Below are 22,014 nucleotides of genomic sequence, written 5' to 3'. Positions count from 1 at the left end.
CGATCTTTCAACAATTGATATGAAGATCGGACGTATATCTTTGTTGAGGACTATTCACCGGTTAAGTCGGAAGCGCGGCGGTGCGGAAGGCGTTTATCATTTTGCCTGAGAGAACGAAGGCTACGCTTAATTGTTTTAAGGTGGTCGATTAAACCAGGGCCTAATTTCATAGCTACACCCACTGCGAGTATGTCAATAACGACTAAATGAAGAACTCGAGAGGACATAAGCGTACTCAAATCTTTGTCTTCCTCTAAATCGATATGAATTGGAATTGTTGCGGCTTCAGATAATGGGGTGTTACTTGGACATAGACTAATGACAGTGGTTCCTGTGTCTCTAACTAATTGAACCGTATGTAAAAGGTCTTTAGTACGGCCCGTTTGTGATATAGCAACCACAACATCCCGTTCATCCAAAGATACAGCTGATATGGCTTGCATATGTGGATCTGAATAAGATGTACTTGAAACCTTTAAACGGTGAAACTTGTGTGCCGCATCAGTGCAAACCGGAGCCGATGCGCCAAAACCATAAAACTCTACCCTTCTGGCATTGGCTAAGCTATCAATGGCCGATTCGAGAGTTTCAGTATCGAGCTGCTCTTTTATGTTAAGCAGGTTGCCAATCATGGAGTCAACGATCTTCTCTTTGAACTCCATAACAGTATCTTTTGTATTCAGTGAGAACTGTTCGAAATTGGTATTGCTTGCCAAACCTTGAGCAAGGGTCAGTTTGAAATCCTGAAACCCATCGTAATGTAGAGCACGACAGAACCTGACGACTGTAGGTTCGCTGACATTCGCTTCAGAGGCTAAGTCGACAATACGCATATGGATCACCTCATTTGGGTGTTCTAATACAAAATTAGCGACTTTCTGTTCTGATTTTCTTAAGTTTGCATGGGCTTCAGCAATGGACTTAAGCAGATTAAACGAATTCAACTACCCACCTCTCTAGTGTATTTCAGGTGCACTTAAGGAAGAATTATAAACATCCTCAAAGAGAGGATTAGTAAGCGCCCTTCCTAAAGTATAACAAGCTTCTACAACTCAGAGCATCCCCGAGGGAGAATTGTCGCTTTTCTAGCATATATGTTTTTTATTTAGGAGATAAAACGTGAACGCTTAGGCTACTGTGATTGACATTATTCACTGCAAAACTACTTAAAATTGGTACAATACGGCCTTTCCAATAGACTGGGTGAATTAAATGTCTGATCCGCGGGTTGATAAAGAGTTCTACGATCTTAAAGATTGGCAGTTAGCTGCTTATTGTGTGGCGATGTCTGAACGAATGTTCCCTAACTTTGCTTTATTCTCCCGGATTATGGAATTTGGTGATACCAATAAGATGCGTCAAATTCTTGATGCTGTTTGGGACCATCTTAATAATACTGGCGCAAAAATGAACTTTGAAGTTCAGCTTGATAAAGTGGAAGCAAACATGCCGAACTTAGAAGAGTTTGATATGTACGGTGCCTCCCCAGCACTTGATGCCATAGTGTCGTTATATTCCACACTCAATACGGTTTTATCTGCAGATGCAGGTGAAGTGTTTAATGTTTCGAATATGTCTAGGGAAGCGGTAGCTACATTTATCGAAATGAATGCAGATGATCAGATTTCAGATGATGAGTTGGTACGCTTTATAAATACTCATGACCTGATGCAGCAAGAAGATGATTTTCATGCTGACATTATAGAAATTGTTCAAGATGATCTACCTAGAAGAGAAGCCTTAGCTGAGCTTAGAGAGCTTGCTCACAATGATGGTTATAGTAATTTAGGTATCAGTAGTAGCGAGTAAGTTATGTTAAAGGTGGGTTTGTTCCTTCTTGTTGTCCCTTCGTTGGTTCTAATGACGTTTTTCTTTATTGATCAATCGGCTGTTGAGGCTTGCCTTGCTAATAATGGCTCTTTCAATTATCTGTTGAATGAATGTGATCTAGAGCAAAAGCATCCATTTATACCTTTGATGGCGCGTTACCCATTGCTTGTTAATGGGTCAATGTTACTTTCAGTTGTTGGGCTTCTTTTATGTATGAAAGGTTTACTCTGGCGTCCGCCACAAGGATCAATTAATGATTAAGAAGTTGGTATGGGGCGTTATTCTCGTCATTATCATAGGTATTTTTGGCGCTTGGTTAACGCAAGATTCTTGGCTACCGGGTTGGAATGCAGAATTAGCTCAAGAAGTGGAAGAGTATGAAAAGCGCGGTTTGGCTTTAGGAAAAGCTGAAGGTCAGCAGGCGTGTTTAGAAGAAACGTTAACCAGTTTTGATCAATGTTCTGGTTTTACCTGCACGGTAAAACATGGGAAATTTCTTAACGCTTGTTTAGCCCATGCGTCGCCTGAGGAGTCTTTCTGTGAAAACGTTCCTGCCTACAACGAAGAGCGTTCAGAGGATGATAAAACCTGGGCAAGGGAGAGTTGTTGGGGGCGAGATATTCGTGGAGAAGGGTGCCGATTACTGATGCGGCAACAGCAGTTTTTCTGCTCTAAGTAATAGATAATTAAAGCGAACATCATTATGTTCGCTTTTTTTGTTTTCCCTTATATATAATTTTCTGATATAAGATAAGCTGCTGTTTCTGTACAACTTTAGTTATTTGTTAGCATAAAGGCTGTACAGTTATATGTAGTTAATAGTGACGTGGGACGTCACTTATAAAAAAAATAAAAAATAACTATAAAAATAGTAGGGATTGAAACTGATCGCAATAATTAACTTTGCGCGACAGTTTTACTAATTTATGAACGCTAAGTTTTACTCTGTTAGTGCTAGTGCAGCACGTTGTCGCAACGCTACCGCTGCGTTTAAAAGATATCTATATAACTCTCATATAGTGTCATTTACTCGTAATGTAGTGCTTTTAAAATTAGACATATCTCTATGTCACCCTTTCTTTCATCATTCTTTCATTTCCTTGTTATTTACAAGGTTATTGAGGTGTATATGCAGATAGGTTCCGTCGGTTTTCCTGATGATCAGCGTGTAAAGCTGGAAAAAATCTTCAAGCTTTCTAAACAAACGCGATATACGCTTGTTGAACCGGATTTTTCAGACCTTCCTGATTTAATGTTGGTTTTTGGCTTTGATCTTAATGAGCACCTAGAGCTGGAAGACCTCCCGTCAGGCTACCATTCACGGTTGATTTTAGTCGGTAGAGGCAAGCCAAAAGATAAAAGCTACACCCATCTAGGTTACCCCTTAGTTTCTTCTCGTGTATTGCGGGCATTAGATAAGATGACCCGTGAAAATGAAGAGATGGAAGTGAGTAGTGTTGATGAGGATGAAAACAAGTTTAGTAAGTATGAAAAACCAGTAGAGAAAGTAGAGCAAGAGCTCCCACCTTCTGGTCGCACGAGCTTCCAAGTGTTGGTTGTAGATGACAATGAGATTATGCAGCAAGCACTGAATAAAGAGTTACAACAGCTGCCATTACCTGTGCATGTTCATTTTGCAGCAACTGGAGAGGAAGCTTTAGAGAAGATTGCTAGTCATAGTTATGATTTTATTTTTCTTGATGTTGTTATGCCCGGTATTGATGGTTTTGAAACTTGTACCGAGATGCGTAAGCGTCCTGAATTTAAGAAAACGCCAATTATTATGCTGACATCAAAAACCTCCCCTATGGATGAGGTGAAAGGAATAATGTCAGGTTGTTCTACCTATTTGACGAAGCCTATAGAGCCCGAAGAGTTTCAAAAGGTAATCAACAGAGTATCTAATTGGGTTGATGAGTTTCAAAAAGCTTAATGTGAGTGGAGTACGTTGGTGAAAAAAGTTCTAGTAGTGGAAGATGATCCTGTTCAGCAAAAACATATTTGTACCGTCCTTGCTTCTTGTGGTGTTGAGGTAGTTGTTGCGAGTGATGGCAAGCAAGGTCTGGAAAAGGCAAAGAGTGAGCAGCCGGATTTGATTTTTATGGATATTGTTATGCCTGAGATGGATGGCTTTTCTGCATGCCGTCAAATTACTTCAAATGACGATACAAAAGATATTCCAGTTGTAATTGTATCAAGTAAGAAGGAAGAGGCTGATAAAGTTTGGGCACAACTTCAGGGGGCTACAGCGATGATTGCTAAGCCATTTACTGAAGATGACCTTCTTGTACAAATTAATGCACTGGCTTAAAGAGTAAAGTGATGGATTCTCAAGAGATAACAATCGATCAAGAGAATACCTTAGATATTAGTCAGATCAGACATGGTTTTGAGGTTGGTAGTTACCCGTTACTGATCTCAGAACAAACCCGCGCAGAAGTTGTTAAGTTACCTTCGATCTGCGCAATACCGTCTACGCCTGATTGGTTCTCGGGTTTTATGAACCATCGGGGAGAAACTGTACCTATTTATGATTTGAATAAGTATTTACAGGTTCTTAATGAAAAGGAAGAGGTTCAGGAGTGGGTATTACTGATTGATGACCACCCTAATACGGTGGGCATCCTATTAAAGGATGCACCGCAAAGTATTACCGACCCAGAACAGCTGAATGAACATGCTGTCGGGTTACCGGAAATAATTAAAAATACAGTTTCCAATGTGTACGGCCATAAAAATAATAAATGGTTTGAAATTGATCATCGGCGTCTATTTCTAGCCTTAAAGAAACAGTTTTAAAGGAATGGAGAATTAAACCTATGCAATCGTTTTGGGAGTTTAAGAACGTACGGATACCAATTAAGTTTGCAATCGCATTGGGACTGCTATGCGTAGGCTTAGTCTTTATGGGTGCATCTTATTATCAAACTATTGTTCTTCAAGAGGAAGCTAAGCAACGTTCTCAGCAATTGAATAACTTTTTACTTTTAGTAAGTGATATTCAAGCGAACGTATCTGAGGCTCGTTTCCAAGAGAAAAGCTTTCAGGTTGCAAGGGAGATGGATCAGCTGTCGATGTATAACGATGTTATGGCAACGGTAGAAACTGATATATCGAGTTTACAGGGTTATCTGCGTACCGATGAAGATAAAGAGTTGGTACAGCAGTTCCAGTCCATTATGGATCAGTATCAAGATACTTTCTATGATGCTTCAGAAACATCTATTCAGATTGGTTTGAGTAAAGGGGATGAGGGGCTGGCTTCAGAGATTAGAACGCTGATAGCTGAAACTGAACCACTTGTATTGTGGCTAAACCGAAACTGGGTTCGTGATCAGTTAGAAATTTTACAGATTAATATTGATGATTATATTGCCCATGACGGTAAAACCGTCGAGCTAGAAATTATCCAAGAAGACCTATACAAAATTCAAAAACAGATCGAAACGGCACATCTAGATTCAAGTAAAGTGAAGTCCCTGTCTGCTAGTCGTGAATCAGCTGGAAATAACATCATTAAAATTACTGCGTTAGTCGCTGAACTTGCAGAAGCCATTGACCGGAAAGAAGCCCAGTTTGCAAACCTTCAATCTATTATCGATAAATTATCACCTAAGATTGAGCAGGTCACCGCATTAGCTGGCAGCTATAAAATAAAGAATGACCAATTACTCGTAGATGATACGACAGAGATGGCAACTTACTTCTTCATCTCAATGGCTTTCATGATTGTGGCTTTAGCGATTTCTATGTCGATCGTTAAATTCGGTGTGACCGATCCACTCAGCAGGGTTCAGAATACGATTGACCGTGTTCGTGAAGGTGAAGTTGATGCGCGATGTGAATTAGATAGTAAAGATGAGCTAGGACAGCTTTCAGGCGTATTGGATAGCATGCTTGAAGAGAAAGAGAGCGCTCTACAGGTTAAAGAGGAAGAGAATAAGCGACTGAATGCTTCAATTATTTCTCTTATCCAAAACGTATTCCAGATTTCACAACGAGATCTAACCGTTCGAGTTCCTGTTGCAGAAGATGTGACCGGTGCTATATCTGACTCTATTAACCAATTGGTAACGTCTATTGAATCGGTACTGCAGGAAGTAAGTAGCGTATCAGGTCGAGTTAACAGCGCATCAGTTCAGGTTAAATCTCAGTCAGAAACGGTACTTAGCTATGCAGAGCGAGAGAAAGAGGAGATTGGTCAAACACTCGATGGCTTGGATTCTGCTATTAAAGCGATGGAGTTGATCTCTAAATTAGCAGTGATCTCAAACAATGCGTCTCAGAAAGCGATTAAAACTTCTGAAACGGCGATGGATTCAGTATCCCAGACTATCGATAGTATCAACAAAATTCGCCAGACCATTCATGAAGCAGAAAAACGTATCAAGCGATTGGGTGAACGTTCACAAGAGATCGGTGGTATCGTTAATTTGATCAACAACATCTCAGAGCGTACACACGTACTTTCACTGAATGCGAGTATGCATGCTGCCTCAGCAGGTGAAGCGGGTCGTGGCTTGATGGTGGTAGTAGATGAGGTACAACGTTTATCTGAGAACTCCCGTGAAGCAACATCTGAGATTGAATCATTGGTTAATAATATCCAGTTGGAAACGGCTGATACGATTAACGTAATCAACAACGTAATTACTGACGTTGTTGAGGGTACACGTCTAGCAGAGGAAGCGGGTGAACGTATGGGTGAAACGCGTACAACTACTCAAACGCTTGTAGACTCCGTAGTCCGTATTGCACATAGCTCGGTTAAACAGGCAAAAGTTGCCGAAGATCTTCGAACACGTGCGAACAGCATTAATGAAACAACACAAGCAACCAATGCTGAGATGCGCCAACAGACAGAGCTTTCTGATGAGCTAGTAGATGCAGCAGAAGAGCTACAAAGATCTGTTAGTGTATTCAAACTGGCCACTTCTTAAATGGGATAGAGATCAATGTTTGATCCTAAACTAGCCATTGAGTGGCTAACAGCAAAGCAAGCACTTTGTCTGGAAATGGAGTTGCCGCTAACCGATCTTGTGGCTGAACTGTACGAGTATGTCGATCAGTTTAGCGAGCATGATTACCCTGGTTTATCTGATTACTTGGCGTTATATGCCGAGCTTCTAGAATCATTAGAAGAGGATCAGTTAAATAAGGTGATACCGGTTATACAGCGACTATCTCTACAGTTAACTCAGTTGTTTAATACATCTCCTGAGTTAGCTGCGATGGAGTTGGTGAGTTGTCTTAACAATAGCCAATGGCCAGAGCCTTTGCCTGATGAAGATGGTGAGCTTCTACTTGAATTGCTTGAGGCTGATTGTGGTCAACTGAGCAGCGTTGGTCGTACAGATAAGGCCGTTAACGTAGATGAACCACCGTTAGCGGCTCAATCAGAGGAAGCTGAAGAGTCGTTGGTGGCGCTAAAGCCTTCAGCATCAGTCTTAAAGGCATTTCCAAATCTATTCTTATTGCTCGAGCAAATAGGTGATTCATTACCTACGTTTACTGAAGAGCATACTGAACAGTTTTATGAAGAGATCGATATCCATTCCGAAAATGATTGGTCGGGTATCTCTGATCTACTTGCTCTCTATGGGGAGTTATTAGCCCAGCTAGAAGAGGTAGACAATGCTTCATTTGCTAATGAGCTGAACCACGCGATTTTAACTTTTTTATCGCAGCCAGCAGAAACTCCAGTGAAAACTGTATTGGCGTTGATGTCTGATAGCCGTTGGCCGGAACCTGTAGCTGAAGAAGATACGGAGTTTCTATACGATCTTCTAATTGAAGATATTGAGCGTTTAGATTCGCTGCCACTTCTGGATAATGCTGTCGCTGATACCTCTGCTAATGCTGAAACAGATATTGAACCTGTCGAGCTCATTAAAGAGGTTATTGAGGTTGAGGGATCTACTGATGAGGTAACAGATACGTCTTCAGATACCCTTCGCCAGATAGAGGACGAAGCGCCTAAATTAGCATTACCGGAGCCTCCTGCTTTCTGTTCTATCGATTTTACGCTACTACAGCAAGAAGGCCCTCAAATTGAGCCTGCTGTACTAACGATGCTGTCGCAGTCTGTTTCTGCGTTATCAGGACGGTGGCACGAGCCAGCTGTAGATCGTTCTCTTTTGAATGAATCAGCTGAAATTTTAAGTACGGTCATTCGTGCGTTAGAAACGATTAACTTAGTTGGTGTTAAAGTATTAGTTAACGGACTTATTCTTAACTTAAATTACCTTTCAGACAATGATATTGATCTGTCTGTTGAGATTATTGAGTCGCTACAAGCCTGCCTAAGTGGGCTAGAAGAGTATTTTGTTGATATCAGTATTTACGAGCGCCAGCAGACACTACTTGACCAATATTTAGATACGCAGCTGCCTTGTAAACCCAATGCTGAGCAAGGCTCATTTATTATGGGTTTGTTAGCACTTGCTTCTTTGCAAAGTGCTGAAGATATTGAACAGGAAACGGCTGAACCTGAGGATGTAGAGCTACAGGAATCCAGCGAGATAGATCCTCAGTTGTTGGATATGCTACATAATGAGCTACCGACGTTGTGTGATGATTTCCTTAATCAGCTACAAAAAACGTTTACTGACTCTGATGAAGAAGCCCTTCGAAGTGCCAAGCGTTCTGTGCATACCCTTAAAGGGCTAGCGAATATGGCGGGCATCAAGGGATTAGCAAATCTTGCTCATCGCCTTGAAGACGTTATGGAGTATCTAGCGGATGCGGATAAATTGCCGACTGGGCGTTTACAGGCTGAATTATTAGAAGCCGCTGATTGCTTAGCCGCTATGTCAGAAACCGTAACAGAAGGCGCATCAGCGCCGGATAATGCAGTGCAGGTGCTTCAGCTGATAATGGATTGGGATTATCGATTAAAAACCGATGGTCTAGATGCGCTTGATGCCAGCAATGACTCTAGCGGTGCACCTACGCCTGATAGATCTGTAGAAAGCGGCGTTCCTGCAGAAGCTGCTATAGAGAGCGAAGAGGTTTCCGCTGATACAGCGCGTAATGAATCCCCCGTTTTCCGTGTACCCCGCACTGTATTGGATAACCTGTTTCGTTTGGCAGGTGAATCTAGCACATTAAACACTCAGCTTGATGAAGAGGTTACACAGCTTCGTGGGTTTACCCGAAGTAATCGTGAGCGTCATCGTATATTGCAGCGAGTATTGTTTGAATTGGAACAGCAGTTCCATGAACAGATGAATGTGCAATCCCAGTTAGATGAGAATTCTGAAGATTTTGACCCATTAGAGATGGATCGCTACAACGAAATTCACACGACGATTTCGCGCGTACATGAAGCTGTAGCCGATGTACGAGAAGTACAGCAAGAGATGGAAGGGCATATTCAAAGTTTAAGTTCTTTGCATATGGCTCAGTCAGGCCTTCAGAAAGAAACATTAACCAATGTATTAAGTACACGGTTGGTTCCAGTTAAAACCATTACCTCCCGTTTACAGCGTATTTTGCGACAGGCATGTCGGGCCACAGATAAGCAAGCGCACTTGATTGTGAAAGGTGAAGATACGCAGGTTGATAGCCATATATTGAACCAGTTGGCTGACCCGTTGATGCATATTATTCGCAATGCAGTGGATCATGGTCTAGAAACGGCGCGTTTACGTCAGCAGCGTGGTAAACCTGCTGAGGGCACTATTACCCTAACATTCTCGATGCAGGATTCCCTTATCGATGTGAAATGTGAAGATGATGGTGATGGTATTAATGCTCAGCGGGTGCTTGCCGTAGCTGCAGAAAAAGAATTAATAGAGTCAGATGTTGAACTGTCAGATGATGAGATTAACCGTCTGATTCTGATACCTGGCTTTTCTACTCGGGGTGAAGTTAGTCAGTTATCCGGACGTGGGATTGGAATGGATGTTGTCTATCAACAGATTCTACGACTGCAGGGCACGTTAAATATTGAGTCTCGCCCGCGTGAAGGAACATTGCTTCATCTTTCTATGCCTGCAAGTTCTCTAATGATTCGTACTTTATTGGTGCGTTGTGGCAAACAGGTTTTTGCTCTAGCCGGGCACGGTGTTGAACAGAGTTTGATCTCACTGGATGGGCAGCTGAAGAATGAGGGAGGCACGTTTACCTTCCAACATGAGAACGAAACCTATCCGGTTTATATGTTGGAGAACCTATTAGATGAACGTGGTTATGACTATTTAGAATCGGGCGCTATTCACCCCGTTTTGATTATCAATATGGGGCAAGGCGAGCGTGTAGCGTTACTCGTGAAAGAGATTATTGCCCATAGAGAATTAGCCTTTAAGCAGATGGGTGATTTTATACCCGATATTCCAGGTCTGCCGGGTCTAACTATTTTGGCAAACGGTGAAGCTGCACCGATTGTGGATCTGCCCAGTCGAATTCGTTATCTACGCTCATCTCTTTACGAGAAACCGCTATTAGTGGATCTAGATACTGAGCTAGAGCTGCCTAGATTACTGGTGGTTGACGATTCGTTAAGTGCACGCAAAACGCTTGAAACTTTATTGAAAGATACGGGATACGAAGTGATGACTGCGATTGATGGTTTGGATGCATTGAACCAGATTCGTAAGCGTCAACCGGATCTTGTTATTACGGATATGGAGATGCCTCGTATGGGGGGGGTTGAATTATCGACAGTGCTCAGCAATCGAGATGAAACCAGCGAGATCCCGGTAATTATGATTACGTCACGCTCGACTGAAAAACATCGTAATGAGGCGCTCGAAGCAGGTATATCAGCTTATTTAACAAAGCCTTGGTCGGAGAATCAGTTGCTTGATCAAATTGATAATTTGTTGGCTGAAACTTGTGTTTAACAAAGGGAGCTAAGGATGAAGTTATTTCGGTATATCACATTAAGCTTATTAATGATTAGCGGAGGTGCTGCAGCTGAAATAACGTCTACAGAAGCCTTCATTAATAGCTCCACAAACCAAGGTAAACTGACTCAAGTCATGTTGAAAAATTACATGTTGGTCGGTTTATCTGTGCGTGCCAGAAAAGCAGAGCAAGATTTGGGCGTTGCGATTACTGAATACGAAGCCGCTCAAAAAGAGATTAACGCTTATGTCAAAACGGATGCTGTTAGGGAGCCTCTTCGGAGTGCAAATGAGCAGTGGAAGAGAGTTAAGGGGCTATATCTAGAAACGCCATCTAAAGAAAATGCTGAGAAAGTGCGTGAACAGACTGAGCTACTTCTTAAATTATGGAATTTAGTGACGATTCAAATTGTTGAGAACACAGACTCCCATTTTGGCCCTTTAGTGAGTACAGCAGGTCATGTTCGTATGCTTTCTCAGCGGGTGAGTAGTCTCTATGCACTACGTGCATGGGGATTTGATGAGCGCTATGCTGAAGCATTTGTCAGTACACTTGAGTTGTTTGAACAAAAAAGAACTGAATTAGAAAGTAGCCAGCTTAATAATGAACAGATTAAAGGTGAACTGGGTAAAATTCAGCGCGACTTTAAACGTTTTAAAGAGCTTTCTGATCAAGAGGCGACTAAGGCTATGTTAGGGCTTATAGCTCGCTCATCAGAAAAAATTACTAAGAGTATGGATAAAGTGACTGCGATGTATATGTATCAGGGGCTCAGTTTTTAAGCCCCTGATCGTTGTTTATATGGTGACGATTATTTTTCCTTTAACGCGTCCCGTGCGGCTGGCATCAAATGCTTTCCCAAGCTCTTCAATAGGGATGCTATCCGCAATACGTAGCTGAAGCTTTCTATCGACACATAGTCCTGCGAGTCTCTCTAGTTGTTCACTGTTTGGTTCAACACGAATAGGCTCAACTGTAACTTTCATGGCTTTACCCGCAGCAATGACTTCGTCTTTAGTCACTGAAGGTAGGGTGACTAAACGCCCCCCAGGTTTAACACAACGCAGCGCGTCGATACCTACATCACCTCCGATACCATCAATCACAAGATCAACATTATTTACGTGATCAGTGATCTCTTGGTTGTGATAATCAATCACGATATCAGCGCCAATCGATAAGAGATAGGCGTGGTTTTCTTCTGACGCTGTTGTTATAACTTTGGCGCCCATCCATTTAGCTAGCTGAATGGCGATATGGCCTACACCGCCTGCCCCGGCTAGAACGACTACTTGTTGTGATGCCTGAAGGTTTCCTTTATCAAATAGAGCCTGCCAAGCGGTTAAACCGGCAAGACCAAGTCCGGCAGCTGTTTCTATAGACATCCCTTCAGGACGCAAGCTAATTTGCTCAGCCGGAGCGGCTACGTAGCTGGCGAAGCAGCCTGCGCGTTCGGGGAAGCGGATTAAACCGAAGACTTCATCTCCAATGGAAAAGTCGGTTACATCTTCTGCTACTTGCTCTACGGTACCCGCAAACTCCCAACCCGGTATAAAGGGTAGATCACCAATAAAAGGGGCGGCACCGCCACCGCTGCAGGTTTTCCAATCGATAGGGTTAACCCCCGCCACTTTATTTTTAACCAGTACTTCACCGGGGTTAAGTTTGGGTTCGGCAAGTTCGGTGTAGAGTAATGAATCGTTGGAACCAAACTCACGGATCTGTATTGCTTTCATTTACGACTCCAGTGGCTGCATCATCACTGTTGAATATGACTAATACAGTGCAGCCGACAACATTGTTTTTTGGTAGGCTAGCACTCTTAATAAAAATATCGAAGAGCTATCTAAGAGACAGGTAAAATTAAACCTAGTTCATCTCTGATGGCAATAAGTAAAGGCGAATGTGATGTATCTGGCAATGTTAGAACAGTTTTTATTTTGGGGTGGTTTGTTAGTGTTTCTTATCTCGTTGGCTATTTATGCCGGTAGAACTAAGGATTACAAGTCATTGATCGAGTTTTGGAAGCCAACAATGTTAATGACAAAACGTGAATTTAACGTCAATCGTGCGGGTTTAACCATGATGATTGGCGCAGTTGTCATTAAAATAGCTTTGTTTTTGATTTATTAAAGGTAATTATGAAAGGTAATCCAGTAAGAGGCGGTGGGTATTTACTGCGTGGGCTGCAGATGCTACCTGATCCAGAAATTCGCCCTTTTGTTTTAGTACCCCTGCTTATCAATATTGTTTTATTTGTCGGCGCTATCTGGCTATTGCTCAGTAATTTCGGTGGTTGGGTCGATTATATGATCGGTGCTTTCCTGCCTGATTGGGAGTGGTTGTCGTTTCTGCATTATTTATTATGGCCACTCATGGCCGTTCTAGTGATTGTGGTGGTCTACTACGGTTTCTCTATTGTTGCGAATATCATAGCGGCCCCTTTTAATGGTTTTCTTTCAGAGAAGGTAGAGAAGCGGTTACGAGGAGATCTGATTACAGATGAAGGCTGGCAAGCGGTGATGGCACTGATTCCGAGAGCAATCGGAAGAGAATTGTCTAAACTGGCTTATTATCTGCCACGAGTATTCTTTCTGCTGCTGTTATCGTTTATTCCTGTGATCAATATTATCGCACCTTTCTTATGGCTGTTATTCGGCGCATGGATGATGGCGATTCAATATTGCGATTACCCAATGGATAACAATAAGGTTAGTTTCAAAAACATGAAGCTGATGTTGAAAGGGGATAGACTGACTTCGATAGGTTTTGGTGGGTTGATTCAATTAGGGATGATGATCCCTTTAATCAATTTGATCTTAATGCCTGCGGCCGTTGTGGGGGCGACTATTTATTGGGTTGAAGAGCACTCATCCATTGAAATAGATCTTGATCAGAAAAGAATAGAGAAGTAAGGAGGAAGCCTACGAAGATAGCCTAATTGTTGTGTTGGAAAGCACGCAATAAGTTTAGGTTTTTTCGAAGGCTCCAAGGACAGGTAACGATTTCAACGATGTTATCTGTCCTAAGTTTTTTCGGGTTATTTCAAGGATTCAACCGAGCTTTCATCAAGCTCGAATTGTGTAACGATTTCCAAAGGGAAGTGGCATGCAAATGTACTTCCTTTTCCAACCTTACTCTTAATCGTTAACTGTCCGTTATGCCGTGCTAAAACATGCTTTACTATGGCTAAGCCTAAACCTGTACCCCCACTTGCGGAAGAACGGCTTTCATCAACACGATAGAAACGTTCGGTCAGGCGAGGTAGGTGTATAGACTCTATTCCAGGACCATTATCTTTAACTGAAAAATGCCCGCCTTGCTCATCTACCCACCAGCGTACTTTAATTATTCCATTCGCGGGTGTATATCGCACGGCGTTATACACTAAGTTGGAAAAAGCACTGTGGAGTTCAATCTCTTGGCCTGCAAGGTCATAATTGGGTGCTATATCCACGTTAAATTGATGGCCTTTGTCACGTCCAAGCTGCTCGGCTCCTTCCATAATATGCTGAATAACGCTATGTATCTGGATAGGCTGCTCATCAGAAATATGTAAGCTAGCTTCGAGTCTTGATAACAATAAAAGATCTGAAACTAGATTTTCCATTCGGCGTGCTTGTTGCTGCATTGAGTCTAAACCACGACTCAGAGGCTTAGGTAGTTCTTGATCGAGAAAGGTTTCAAGGTAGCCCCTAATAACTGTGAGCGGGGTACGAAGCTCGTGTGAAGCATTTGCGACAAAGTCCTGACGAGTTTGCTCAAGGCGCATTAACCGCGAGACGTCTCGGGCTACTAGTAATCGGTCAGCTTCACCAAATCGAGTGATATGATATTGGATCTTTATATCATCACGCGTAGGCGAGGTGAGCGTAATGGGATCAGAATATTGTCCGCGCTTATAGTAACGAACAAAACGAGGGTCTCGGAGTAAGTTCATTACAGGCTTACCGCGGTCCGCCGCATCATCAAGCCCTAGAAGTTGGTTTGCTGAACGGTTCCACCACTCCAAATTGTTATTCCTATCAATAATAATGATAGCGTCTTGTAAGGCTGATGTTGAATCTTGGAAACGAGTAATCACATTACGAAGTAATGCTTCTCGAGAGGCTTGGCGGCGCTGGAGGCGAGAGAATTCGTCAAACAACTCACCCCAATGTCCAGATGCTTCAGGGGGTTCTAGCTCTTCATCTCGGGTATGAAACCAATGGACCAGCTTATTAAATTGGCGAATTTGAACAAGGGCCCAACAAAAAAGAGTAATGCTGATTACCCAACCAGGGTAACCGCTAATGAACCCAATAATTAAAGATATACCACCCACCAGCAGTAGGCTGGTTAGCATTGAGTGGCGATTTCTTTGCATAGTTAATCCTTAATATACGAAGTATTAGGCAACGCTGGTAGAAAAGCGATAACCAGTGCCGCGTACAGTTTGCACTAAATAGTCGTGTCGATCACCTAGTGCTTTCCTTAAACGACGAATATGTACATCTACCGTGCGTTCTTCAACATAAACATTCCCACCCCAAACCATATCAAGTAATTGGCCGCGAGAATAAGCGCGATCTTGGTGAGTCATAAAAAATTGCAGCAGGCGAAACTCAGTAGGGCCTAAGTCAATAGGATTAAGATCGGATACAACGCGATGTGAAATAGGGTCCAGCGTTAGCCCGTCTACCGTTACGGGTTCTTCGACCCCTTTTGGTGTTGTACGGCGAAGCACTGTTTTTAAGCGAGCAACAAGCTCACGGGGAGAAAAGGGCTTAGTAATATAGTCATCGACGCCAGCTTCAAGCCCTTTGATTTTACAATCTTCATCGCCTTTAGCCGTTAACATGATGATGGGTATATCAGCAGTTGACTCGTCTTTTCGAAGACGACGAGCAAATTCTAGACCGCTTGTACCGGGCATCATCCAATCTAATAAAACCATATCTGGCTTATTGTCTACGATCAGGCTATGAGCATCGTTGGCGTTTGCAGCCTCAGAACAGCTATAACCAGCCATTTCTAGCGCAACCGCGATCATTTCGCGGATAGCAGATTCATCGTCAACGATAAGAACGCTTTTGGAAGCAGACATCGTGTTATTGCCCTTTCTAGTTCAATTAATCAACGGGGCTATTAGATGATAATAGTGTTACACAAATATGACAGAGGGTGTTAAATAGCCCGTTATTACTTAAAAAAGTAACCGTTTTCGATCAAATACTGACTCGCAAGCCCAATAAAAATAACTAAACCGGCATAATGGTTGTTTAAAAAAGCTTTGAAGCACGCCTCGCGTTCTCGGTGTCGAATAATAAATTGCTGGTAGATGAAGAAACCACCCGCACAGAGTAATCCCGCATAATAGGCCCAGCCTAAATCAACCTGTTTACCGACAAGCGCTAATGTAATAAGCGTTGAAACCTGCAATATACCGATGATTAATTTATCGGCATCGCCAAAAAGAATCGCGGTGGATTTTACACCGATACGAAGATCATCATCTCTATCGACCATCGCGTACATCGTGTCATAGGCAATGGTCCATAAAATCGTTGCGATATAGATCAACCAAGCATAAGCCGGAACGGTCTCTGTTACGGCGGTAAAGGCCATAGGGATCGACCATGCAAATGCAGCCCCTAAGACAGCTTGGGGAAGATGTGTATAGCGTTTCATAAATGGGTAGCATGCCGCGAGTACAAGGCCACCCACTGATAGTATAATCGTTGTTAGGTTTGTAAAGAGCACCAATACAAATGCACAGAGCATTAATGCTGCAAAAAGAATCAGCGCCTCTTTCGGTGAGACTAAACCCGCAGGGATAGGCCGCATAGCGGTGCGTTTTACATGCCCATCAATTTTCCTATCCGCATAATCGTTGATCACACAGCCTGCTGAACGGGTTAGAAAAACGCCTAAGGTGAAGATAAAGAGTATGTCGTAGCTAGGAATACCTTCAGCAGCGATCCATAAAGCCCAATAAGCTGGCCATAGAAGCAGGTAGGTGCCAATAGGCTTCTCGACGCGCATCAGGCGGCCAAAAGCTCGAACTTTATCGGCGGTGGAAATAGGAGTGCGTTGAGTTTCAGAAGGCATGTTATTTATCTGCGCTGGTGGCTAGAGTCCCCAAATACACGATAGAGGGATTCAGAAATTAAAAACAGATGCTTAGTTTACCTGTAGAAGCTGTGGCAGGAAAACCTCTGAGACAAGAAGCGGCTTGTCGGATAAAAAAAACACAGAGCGCCTCGCCCAAACTTCACGTTTATTGGTTAGGCGTAGTTTACTGATCTCTAAGGGTCCTCGTCGCATACTTGGGTCTGAAAATAGCCGAGATCCCAACGATCGTGTGCCAAGCATCTTGAGCTGACGTTGTGAGCCGGTGAGTGTTTGAGCAGGAATGATTGAGCGTGCGAAAACCCAAGCTTGCCCTTTTCCTATTAACTGAACTTCTCGTATGAGTGCCACTTGGCGGTGGTCCATATTGAGTGCTTTGGCTTCAGAGCGGGTAGGCCGGTACCAACCTTGACGAACAACTTCTACGCGAAAGTCCCCTTTACTCAATTGAACGAGGCGTTGTGTGAGTGACCCGCTATCCGTTAGCCAAGAGCGCCACTCTTGGGGAGCCGCTTGTTGATATGGGCGCCTAAGAGAGATCCAACGAGTATTGAAGCTTTGCTGAGTAAGGGCGGCTTTTATTGGCACTGACGGTTGTCCTGAGCTAAACACTAAAAATTGAGGTTATCTTAACACGCATCAGTATCTCCTACCGATAGCCTGGGGTAGTATGCCGGTTATGAGTATACAAAAATTTGCCTTTCCTGCAGAACAAGCTGTCGAATTAACTCAACAATGGGTTGAAGCGATTGTTGTTGGTTTAAATTTATGTCCGTTTGCAGCACCTGAGGTACGTAATCAGTCCATTCGTTATGTGGCCTCACATGCTGCTTCTTTAGAAGAAGCCACTCAAGACTTTTTAGCAGAATTACAAATTATACAAAAAAGTGATGAGTCAGAGTTGTCGACCAGTTTGGTGAATTTTACAGACACGGCTGTTGAGTTTGAGGCATTCCTTGATCTATTAGATATGTGCCAGAGTGCACTTGAGTCGGCGGGTTTAGAAGGTGTTTTTCAATTAGCTAGTTTTCACCCTCAATACTGCTTTTCAGGTGTTAATCCTGATGACATCACTAATTGGACCAATAGAGCGCCTTTCCCAACGATTCATATTATCAGAGAAGGACAGATGAGCAGGGTGTTAGTGCATTATAAAACACCTGAAGAGATCCCTGAGCGGAATATGGCGTTGATGGAAAAGCTGGGCCGTGAAGGCTTAATTGAGCGTTTCTCGCCATTGGGGATTTATCAGGGCCAAGATCAAAATTAGGTATAAGCATCCTGACTGATCATGATTTTATTTGTGACTTTTTAGCGTTGACTGTAGCCGTTTGGCAAGTCTAGGAGCCGCCCACTCGATAAAGTGGCGGCTACGTGAGGAGAGTAACCGTGAATAAGGGTAGACTAAGTTTACGGGCACTGGCGTATTTTCAAAATCCTCTAAAACGGGGACTAACTCACCGGATTCGATTCTAGGATCAACCTGATAACTTAAAAACTGACAGAAGCCGAGCCCCTGCACGCAGGCATCTAAAGCGGTTTCAATGTGATTAGTTTTTAATGCCCCAGAGATCGCTACTTTATTCACCTTCCCATTACTTTTAAATGACCACTCTGCATGTGATTTGAGTGCGGTAAGTCGTATACAGCGATGTTGTAATAGCTCAGAAGGCTCTAGCGGTATGCTCTCTTTTTTAATATAGCTTGGGCTGGCACACACTTTATAGTGAACATGGCTTATCGGTTTAGCGATCAGCATTGAGTCAGGGAGAGGACCAATACGCAGCGCAATATCCATGCCCTCTTCAATTAGGTCTACGACACGGTCCAGCAGTAATAACTCAACTTCGGTTTCCGGATAGGTGGCTAGAAACTCATTAATAATCGGCCCTAAATGCAAGCGCCCAAAAGTGACCGGAGCAGTGATGCGTATTTTTCCACGAGGGGTACTTTGGCGTTGGGTGAGCGCATTTTCTGCATCTTCTACTTCCAATAGAATCTGCCTACAGCGTTGGGCATAGTCACGGCCTTCCTCCGTTAAGGTCAGGCGCCGGGTGGTGCGATAGAGAAGTTGCACACCGAGTTCATCTTCTAGAGAGGCTAAGGCCCTGACCACCGAGGATTGTGACATTGTCAGTTTATCAGCGGCGCCAACAAGACTGCCTGAATCAACTATTTTGACAAAAATAGCCATCGCTTTGAGTTTATTCATTCTTCAAGATTAATGCATAATTTGCATTATTCAAAGTCAGTTTTGCATGTTTATTGCTTTAGTTGCTTTCTCCATAATGGGTTCTAGTTTTTCGTGCAATTGTGAGAGGGGAGGAAGTCAATGACACATCGCTTTAGTGAATTAACTTTTACGCCAGCGGTTAAATCCATGCAGATGCACTTTGGAAGTTCAGAACGAATGCAGCAATTGGTTGAGCGGATGCCTGATTTTGATCAACTTGGTGAGCGTGAGAGCAATTTTATTGCCGATCGTGATAGCTTTTATATGAGTTCGATTTCTGAAAGTGGCTGGCCTTATATTCAGCATCGCGGCGGCGAAAAAGGTTTTTTACATGTTATTTCTGCTAAGCGAATAGCCTTTGCGAACTTTTCCGGCAATGCTCAGTATCAGAGCTTAGGAAATATTAACCATAACAATAAAGTGTCTCTCTTTTTGGTGGATTACCCTAACAAACGTCGCTTAAAAATACTGGGGCGCGCGCGGACATATTTTTTAAATGATCTATCTACAGATCTAGTGGCTGTTTTTGATAAAGCGCTGAGTAAAAAGGATTCAAGAGTGAAAATTGAATCGGTAGTGGAAATTGAATTGGATGCTTTTGATTGGAACTGCCCTCAGCACCTGACACCTCGTTTTAGTGAAGCTCAACTACTGGAACTCGGGTTAATTAAACAAGGAGATATTAAATGAAGTTATATGATCTTGAAGTATCAGGTAACTGCTACAAAGTTCGGTTATTCGCTGCACTGACTGGGATTAAGCTAGAGCTTATTCCTGTAGATTTCATGGCGGGTGAACATAAGCAGGAACCGGTTATAGGGATTAACCCGCTGGGCCAGTTGCCTGTTCTTTGTGATGGCGAGGTAAAGCTTTGGGATTCGCAGGCGATCTTGGTGTATTTAGCGGGTCAATATGCGGATGAAAGCTGGTTTCCTAAAGAGCCCATCGCACAAGCTGAGGTGATGCAGTGGTTATCTACTGCAGCCAATGAAATTCAGCATGGTCCAGGTGCTGCGCGTTTAGTAGACAAATTTGGTTTTGAGCTGGATAAAGCTACAGCGCTTGCTACGGCGGATCGGATTTTGCCAATACTCGAAACGCAGTTAGCACAGCATGACTGGTTAGCTCTGGATCGACCGACCATCGCGGATTGTGCCGTAATGCCTTATGTGGGTATCTCTCACGAAGGTGGAGTATCTTTAGAAAGCTATCCTAATATTCGGGCATGGATTGATCGTATTAAGGGGCTTCCCGGCTTTATTACAATGCCTGCGTTATAGGTGTTAACTATATAGCGACTTGGTTACGCCCTTGGTGTTTTGCTTTGTAGAGCGCTTGGTCTGCCTGTTCGATTAATTCGTTCGGGCAGAGCTCTTCTGAGGGGCTATAGCTTGCAATCCCTAAGCTTACGGTTACAACCTCTGCACTTTCTGATCCATCATGCTTTATCTGCAGTGCTTCAACATTCGTACGAATTTTCTCGGCGAGTACCTGTGCCCCTTTAAGGTCGCTTTCGGGCAGTATTACAGCAAACTCTTCTCCGCCGTAGCGGTAAACACTATCTTCTGCTCGCTGAACTGTGCTTTTAATGGTTTGTGCAACAGTACGTAAGCAGCCGTCACCAGCTAGATGACCATAAAGGTCGTTAAATACTTTGAAATGGTCTATATCAAGCATAATAAGCACTAATTTACGCTTAGAACGCTGTGCTCTTCGCCATTCAGTCTCTATGCTGCGTTCAAACTCTCTGCGATTGTTTACTTGGGTTAAACCATCAATCCGTGCAGAGCGCGCTAGTTGATCCTGAGAGTGTTTCATCTGCATCAATAGCTGGATACGAGATTGTAAAATAGAGGGGGCGCGATTTAGGGTTAAAAAGTCTGATGCTCCAGAATTATAAGCACCTAGCTCTAATCGATCATCTGTTTCTTGGCTGATAAATGCGATCGGAAGTGGCAGCTCTTCCGGATTGCTCTTTATCTCTTTGCATAGAGCAAACATCTCATCCCATTGTTGTTCTGTACTTAATAACAGCAGCGCAGGCGGATCTTCATGGAGTAATGTTTTAAGTTCATTCAGGCTAGATGGTAATAATATATTGTAGTCGTTACGTAGAGTCGCGATGATGGGCCAAATGGTTTCCGTTTTATGATCGTTGTAGATAGCGATTGTTTGCTGAACGGGTTGTGGGCAGCTTTCCATATTTAGCTCATGTGAGCTTATATCTTCACCTTTGAAAAATGCTTTTAGGTCATCAGGACTTGGTAGGCCTAACGATGTCCTTCCATCAGAGCTGCAGATAACAGGTATTCTGAGGTTAAAGTCGCCGTTCTCCCAGTTATGTTGCCAGAGCGATAGTGTATCTTCCTGTTTTTCCTCTATGCTGACCTCTGCTGGGAGTTCAGCAGCGACGAGGCAATCATAAATAACAGAGATATCAGAGATATCTAATCCGTCGACCCAAAGGGCTCGATAGAGTAGATGACGAAGCTTGATTGATTTTTGCTGATCTATTTCGGCGGCTTGAATGACACAGAGGCTAGCAAAGCGGCTATCGCTTCTCTTTTTTGGCAGAGCTACATCAATACTCGGAGCGCGACTACGTACTACAAAAACTTCACTGGCGAGTTCTGCCTGGCTTTCAGCGGTTTTATTATAAATGGCAATATCAGGAGCATGCTCTACAAGACACCAATCGACCTGTTGTAAAAGACCAAACTGAGCAAGTTGCTCATGCAGGGCATAGCAAAAAGGGCAGTTGAGGTCGGCGTAAACAGTGTATTGCAACATATAAGTCCTAAAACAGGGGCTGAGACGTACACCATTTTATAATTACCCTTTTCAACGATCTAATGACAGATAGATGCAGGTTGAGTTACATATTTGCCTGGCGTGACGTTTAGACTTAATAGTATCGACCAGTTTCCCTAGAACTTTGATGAAAAAACGAAAAAAGCAGCTAAAAAGCCACTGCTGTCCCATAGTTAGGG

Annotated in this window: 22 protein-coding genes; 14 read left to right on the top strand and 8 right to left on the bottom strand. The window is 43.1% G+C overall.

The features are described 5' to 3' along the window. Positions 1-50: 50 nt before the first annotated feature. Complete coding sequence (locus B4K11_RS08910; protein ID WP_292955676.1) at positions 51-944, bottom strand: SIS domain-containing protein; 894 nt, start codon at positions 942-944, stop codon at positions 51-53. A gap of 268 nt (positions 945-1,212) precedes the next feature. Here B4K11_RS08910 and B4K11_RS08905 point away from each other — a divergent pair, with 268 nt between their 5' ends. From B4K11_RS08905 to B4K11_RS08865, 9 genes are all read left to right on the top strand, one after another. After that, the gene (locus B4K11_RS08905; protein ID WP_292955679.1) at positions 1,213-1,809 is read left to right on the top strand and encodes a YjaG family protein; all 597 of its coding nucleotides are present in this window, start codon (positions 1,213-1,215) and stop codon (positions 1,807-1,809) included. 3 nt (positions 1,810-1,812) lie between these two features. Then, positions 1,813-2,091 (top strand): hypothetical protein, encoded by a 279-nt coding sequence (locus tag B4K11_RS08900; RefSeq protein WP_292955682.1) that lies wholly within the window; start codon positions 1,813-1,815, stop codon positions 2,089-2,091. Then, on the top strand, positions 2,084-2,509 hold the full coding sequence (locus tag B4K11_RS08895; RefSeq protein WP_292955685.1) for a hypothetical protein: 426 nt from the start codon (positions 2,084-2,086) through the stop codon (positions 2,507-2,509). Before B4K11_RS08900 ends, B4K11_RS08895 begins: the two co-directional genes overlap by 8 nt. 450 nt (positions 2,510-2,959) lie before the next feature. Next, positions 2,960-3,763, top strand: coding sequence for a response regulator (locus B4K11_RS08890; RefSeq protein WP_292955688.1), 804 nt, complete (start codon positions 2,960-2,962; stop codon positions 3,761-3,763). A gap of 18 nt (positions 3,764-3,781) precedes the next feature. Beyond that, positions 3,782-4,141 (top strand): response regulator, encoded by a 360-nt coding sequence (locus B4K11_RS08885; protein WP_292955691.1) that lies wholly within the window; start codon positions 3,782-3,784, stop codon positions 4,139-4,141. Between the two features lie 11 nt (positions 4,142-4,152). Further along, the gene (locus B4K11_RS08880) at positions 4,153-4,629 is read left to right on the top strand and encodes a chemotaxis protein CheW (protein ID WP_292955694.1); all 477 of its coding nucleotides are present in this window, start codon (positions 4,153-4,155) and stop codon (positions 4,627-4,629) included. A gap of 20 nt (positions 4,630-4,649) precedes the next feature. Then, positions 4,650-6,770: a methyl-accepting chemotaxis protein gene (locus tag B4K11_RS08875; RefSeq protein WP_292955697.1), complete on the top strand. Its 2,121-nt coding sequence runs from the start codon at positions 4,650-4,652 to the stop codon at positions 6,768-6,770. Positions 6,771-6,785: 15 nt separating this feature from the next. After that, entirely contained in the window at positions 6,786-10,676 is a 3,891-nt protein-coding gene (locus B4K11_RS08870) for a response regulator (RefSeq protein WP_292955700.1), read from the top strand. 15 nt (positions 10,677-10,691) lie between these two features. Next, positions 10,692-11,462: a hypothetical protein gene (locus tag B4K11_RS08865; RefSeq protein WP_292955703.1), complete on the top strand. Its 771-nt coding sequence runs from the start codon at positions 10,692-10,694 to the stop codon at positions 11,460-11,462. Positions 11,463-11,477: 15 nt separating this feature from the next. Here the strand turns inward: B4K11_RS08865 and B4K11_RS08860 are convergent, their stop codons facing one another. Continuing rightward, positions 11,478-12,416, bottom strand: a complete 939-nt coding sequence (locus tag B4K11_RS08860) for an NADP-dependent oxidoreductase (RefSeq protein ID WP_292955706.1) — start codon at positions 12,414-12,416, stop codon at positions 11,478-11,480. A 172-nt stretch (positions 12,417-12,588) separates the two neighbouring features. Here B4K11_RS08860 and B4K11_RS08855 point away from each other — a divergent pair, with 172 nt between their 5' ends. Further along, on the top strand, positions 12,589-12,813 hold the full coding sequence (locus B4K11_RS08855; protein ID WP_292955709.1) for a hypothetical protein: 225 nt from the start codon (positions 12,589-12,591) through the stop codon (positions 12,811-12,813). Between the two features lie 8 nt (positions 12,814-12,821). Beyond that, entirely contained in the window at positions 12,822-13,595 is a 774-nt protein-coding gene (cysZ, locus tag B4K11_RS08850) for a sulfate transporter CysZ (protein ID WP_292955711.1), read from the top strand. A gap of 125 nt (positions 13,596-13,720) precedes the next feature. Here cysZ and phoR read toward each other — a convergent pair whose 3' ends face one another. The 4 genes from phoR to B4K11_RS08830 form a co-directional block, all read right to left on the bottom strand. Continuing rightward, positions 13,721-15,046, bottom strand: coding sequence for a phosphate regulon sensor histidine kinase PhoR (phoR, locus tag B4K11_RS08845; protein ID WP_292955714.1), 1,326 nt, complete (start codon positions 15,044-15,046; stop codon positions 13,721-13,723). A gap of 24 nt (positions 15,047-15,070) precedes the next feature. After that, complete coding sequence (gene phoB / locus B4K11_RS08840) at positions 15,071-15,766, bottom strand: phosphate regulon transcriptional regulator PhoB (RefSeq protein WP_292955717.1); 696 nt, start codon at positions 15,764-15,766, stop codon at positions 15,071-15,073. A gap of 95 nt (positions 15,767-15,861) precedes the next feature. Further along, positions 15,862-16,770, bottom strand: coding sequence for a 4-hydroxybenzoate octaprenyltransferase (gene ubiA, locus B4K11_RS08835; protein ID WP_292955720.1), 909 nt, complete (start codon positions 16,768-16,770; stop codon positions 15,862-15,864). Positions 16,771-16,842: 72 nt separating this feature from the next. After that, positions 16,843-17,379: a chorismate--pyruvate lyase family protein gene (locus B4K11_RS08830; RefSeq protein WP_292955723.1), complete on the bottom strand. Its 537-nt coding sequence runs from the start codon at positions 17,377-17,379 to the stop codon at positions 16,843-16,845. A gap of 91 nt (positions 17,380-17,470) precedes the next feature. On the opposite strand from B4K11_RS08830, the gene B4K11_RS08825 reads away from it, so the two are divergent. Next, complete coding sequence (locus B4K11_RS08825) at positions 17,471-18,061, top strand: DUF1415 domain-containing protein (protein WP_292955726.1); 591 nt, start codon at positions 17,471-17,473, stop codon at positions 18,059-18,061. A 27-nt stretch (positions 18,062-18,088) separates the two neighbouring features. Here B4K11_RS08825 and B4K11_RS08820 read toward each other — a convergent pair whose 3' ends face one another. Continuing rightward, positions 18,089-19,003 (bottom strand): LysR family transcriptional regulator, encoded by a 915-nt coding sequence (locus B4K11_RS08820; RefSeq protein WP_292955729.1) that lies wholly within the window; start codon positions 19,001-19,003, stop codon positions 18,089-18,091. 120 nt (positions 19,004-19,123) lie between these two features. Here B4K11_RS08820 and B4K11_RS08815 point away from each other — a divergent pair, with 120 nt between their 5' ends. Further along, positions 19,124-19,714, top strand: a complete 591-nt coding sequence (locus B4K11_RS08815) for a pyridoxamine 5'-phosphate oxidase family protein (protein ID WP_292955732.1) — start codon at positions 19,124-19,126, stop codon at positions 19,712-19,714. Next, a complete protein-coding gene (locus B4K11_RS08810; RefSeq protein WP_292955735.1) occupies positions 19,711-20,304 on the top strand; it encodes a glutathione S-transferase family protein in 594 nt (197 codons plus the stop codon). Before B4K11_RS08815 ends, B4K11_RS08810 begins: the two co-directional genes overlap by 4 nt. A 7-nt stretch (positions 20,305-20,311) precedes the next feature. On the opposite strand, the gene B4K11_RS08805 is transcribed toward B4K11_RS08810, so the two are convergent. Continuing rightward, the gene (locus tag B4K11_RS08805; RefSeq protein ID WP_292955738.1) at positions 20,312-21,814 is read right to left on the bottom strand and encodes a diguanylate cyclase domain-containing protein; all 1,503 of its coding nucleotides are present in this window, start codon (positions 21,812-21,814) and stop codon (positions 20,312-20,314) included. Between the last annotated feature and the right edge of the window lie 200 nt (positions 21,815-22,014).

The sequence above is a fragment of the Neptuniibacter sp. UBA6509 genome (assembly GCA_002435145.1).
GTDB lineage: Bacteria > Pseudomonadota > Gammaproteobacteria > Pseudomonadales > Balneatricaceae > Neptuniibacter.
The sequence above is the reverse complement of the archived record's forward strand: the minus strand, read 5'-3'. Positions and strand labels throughout refer to the sequence as shown.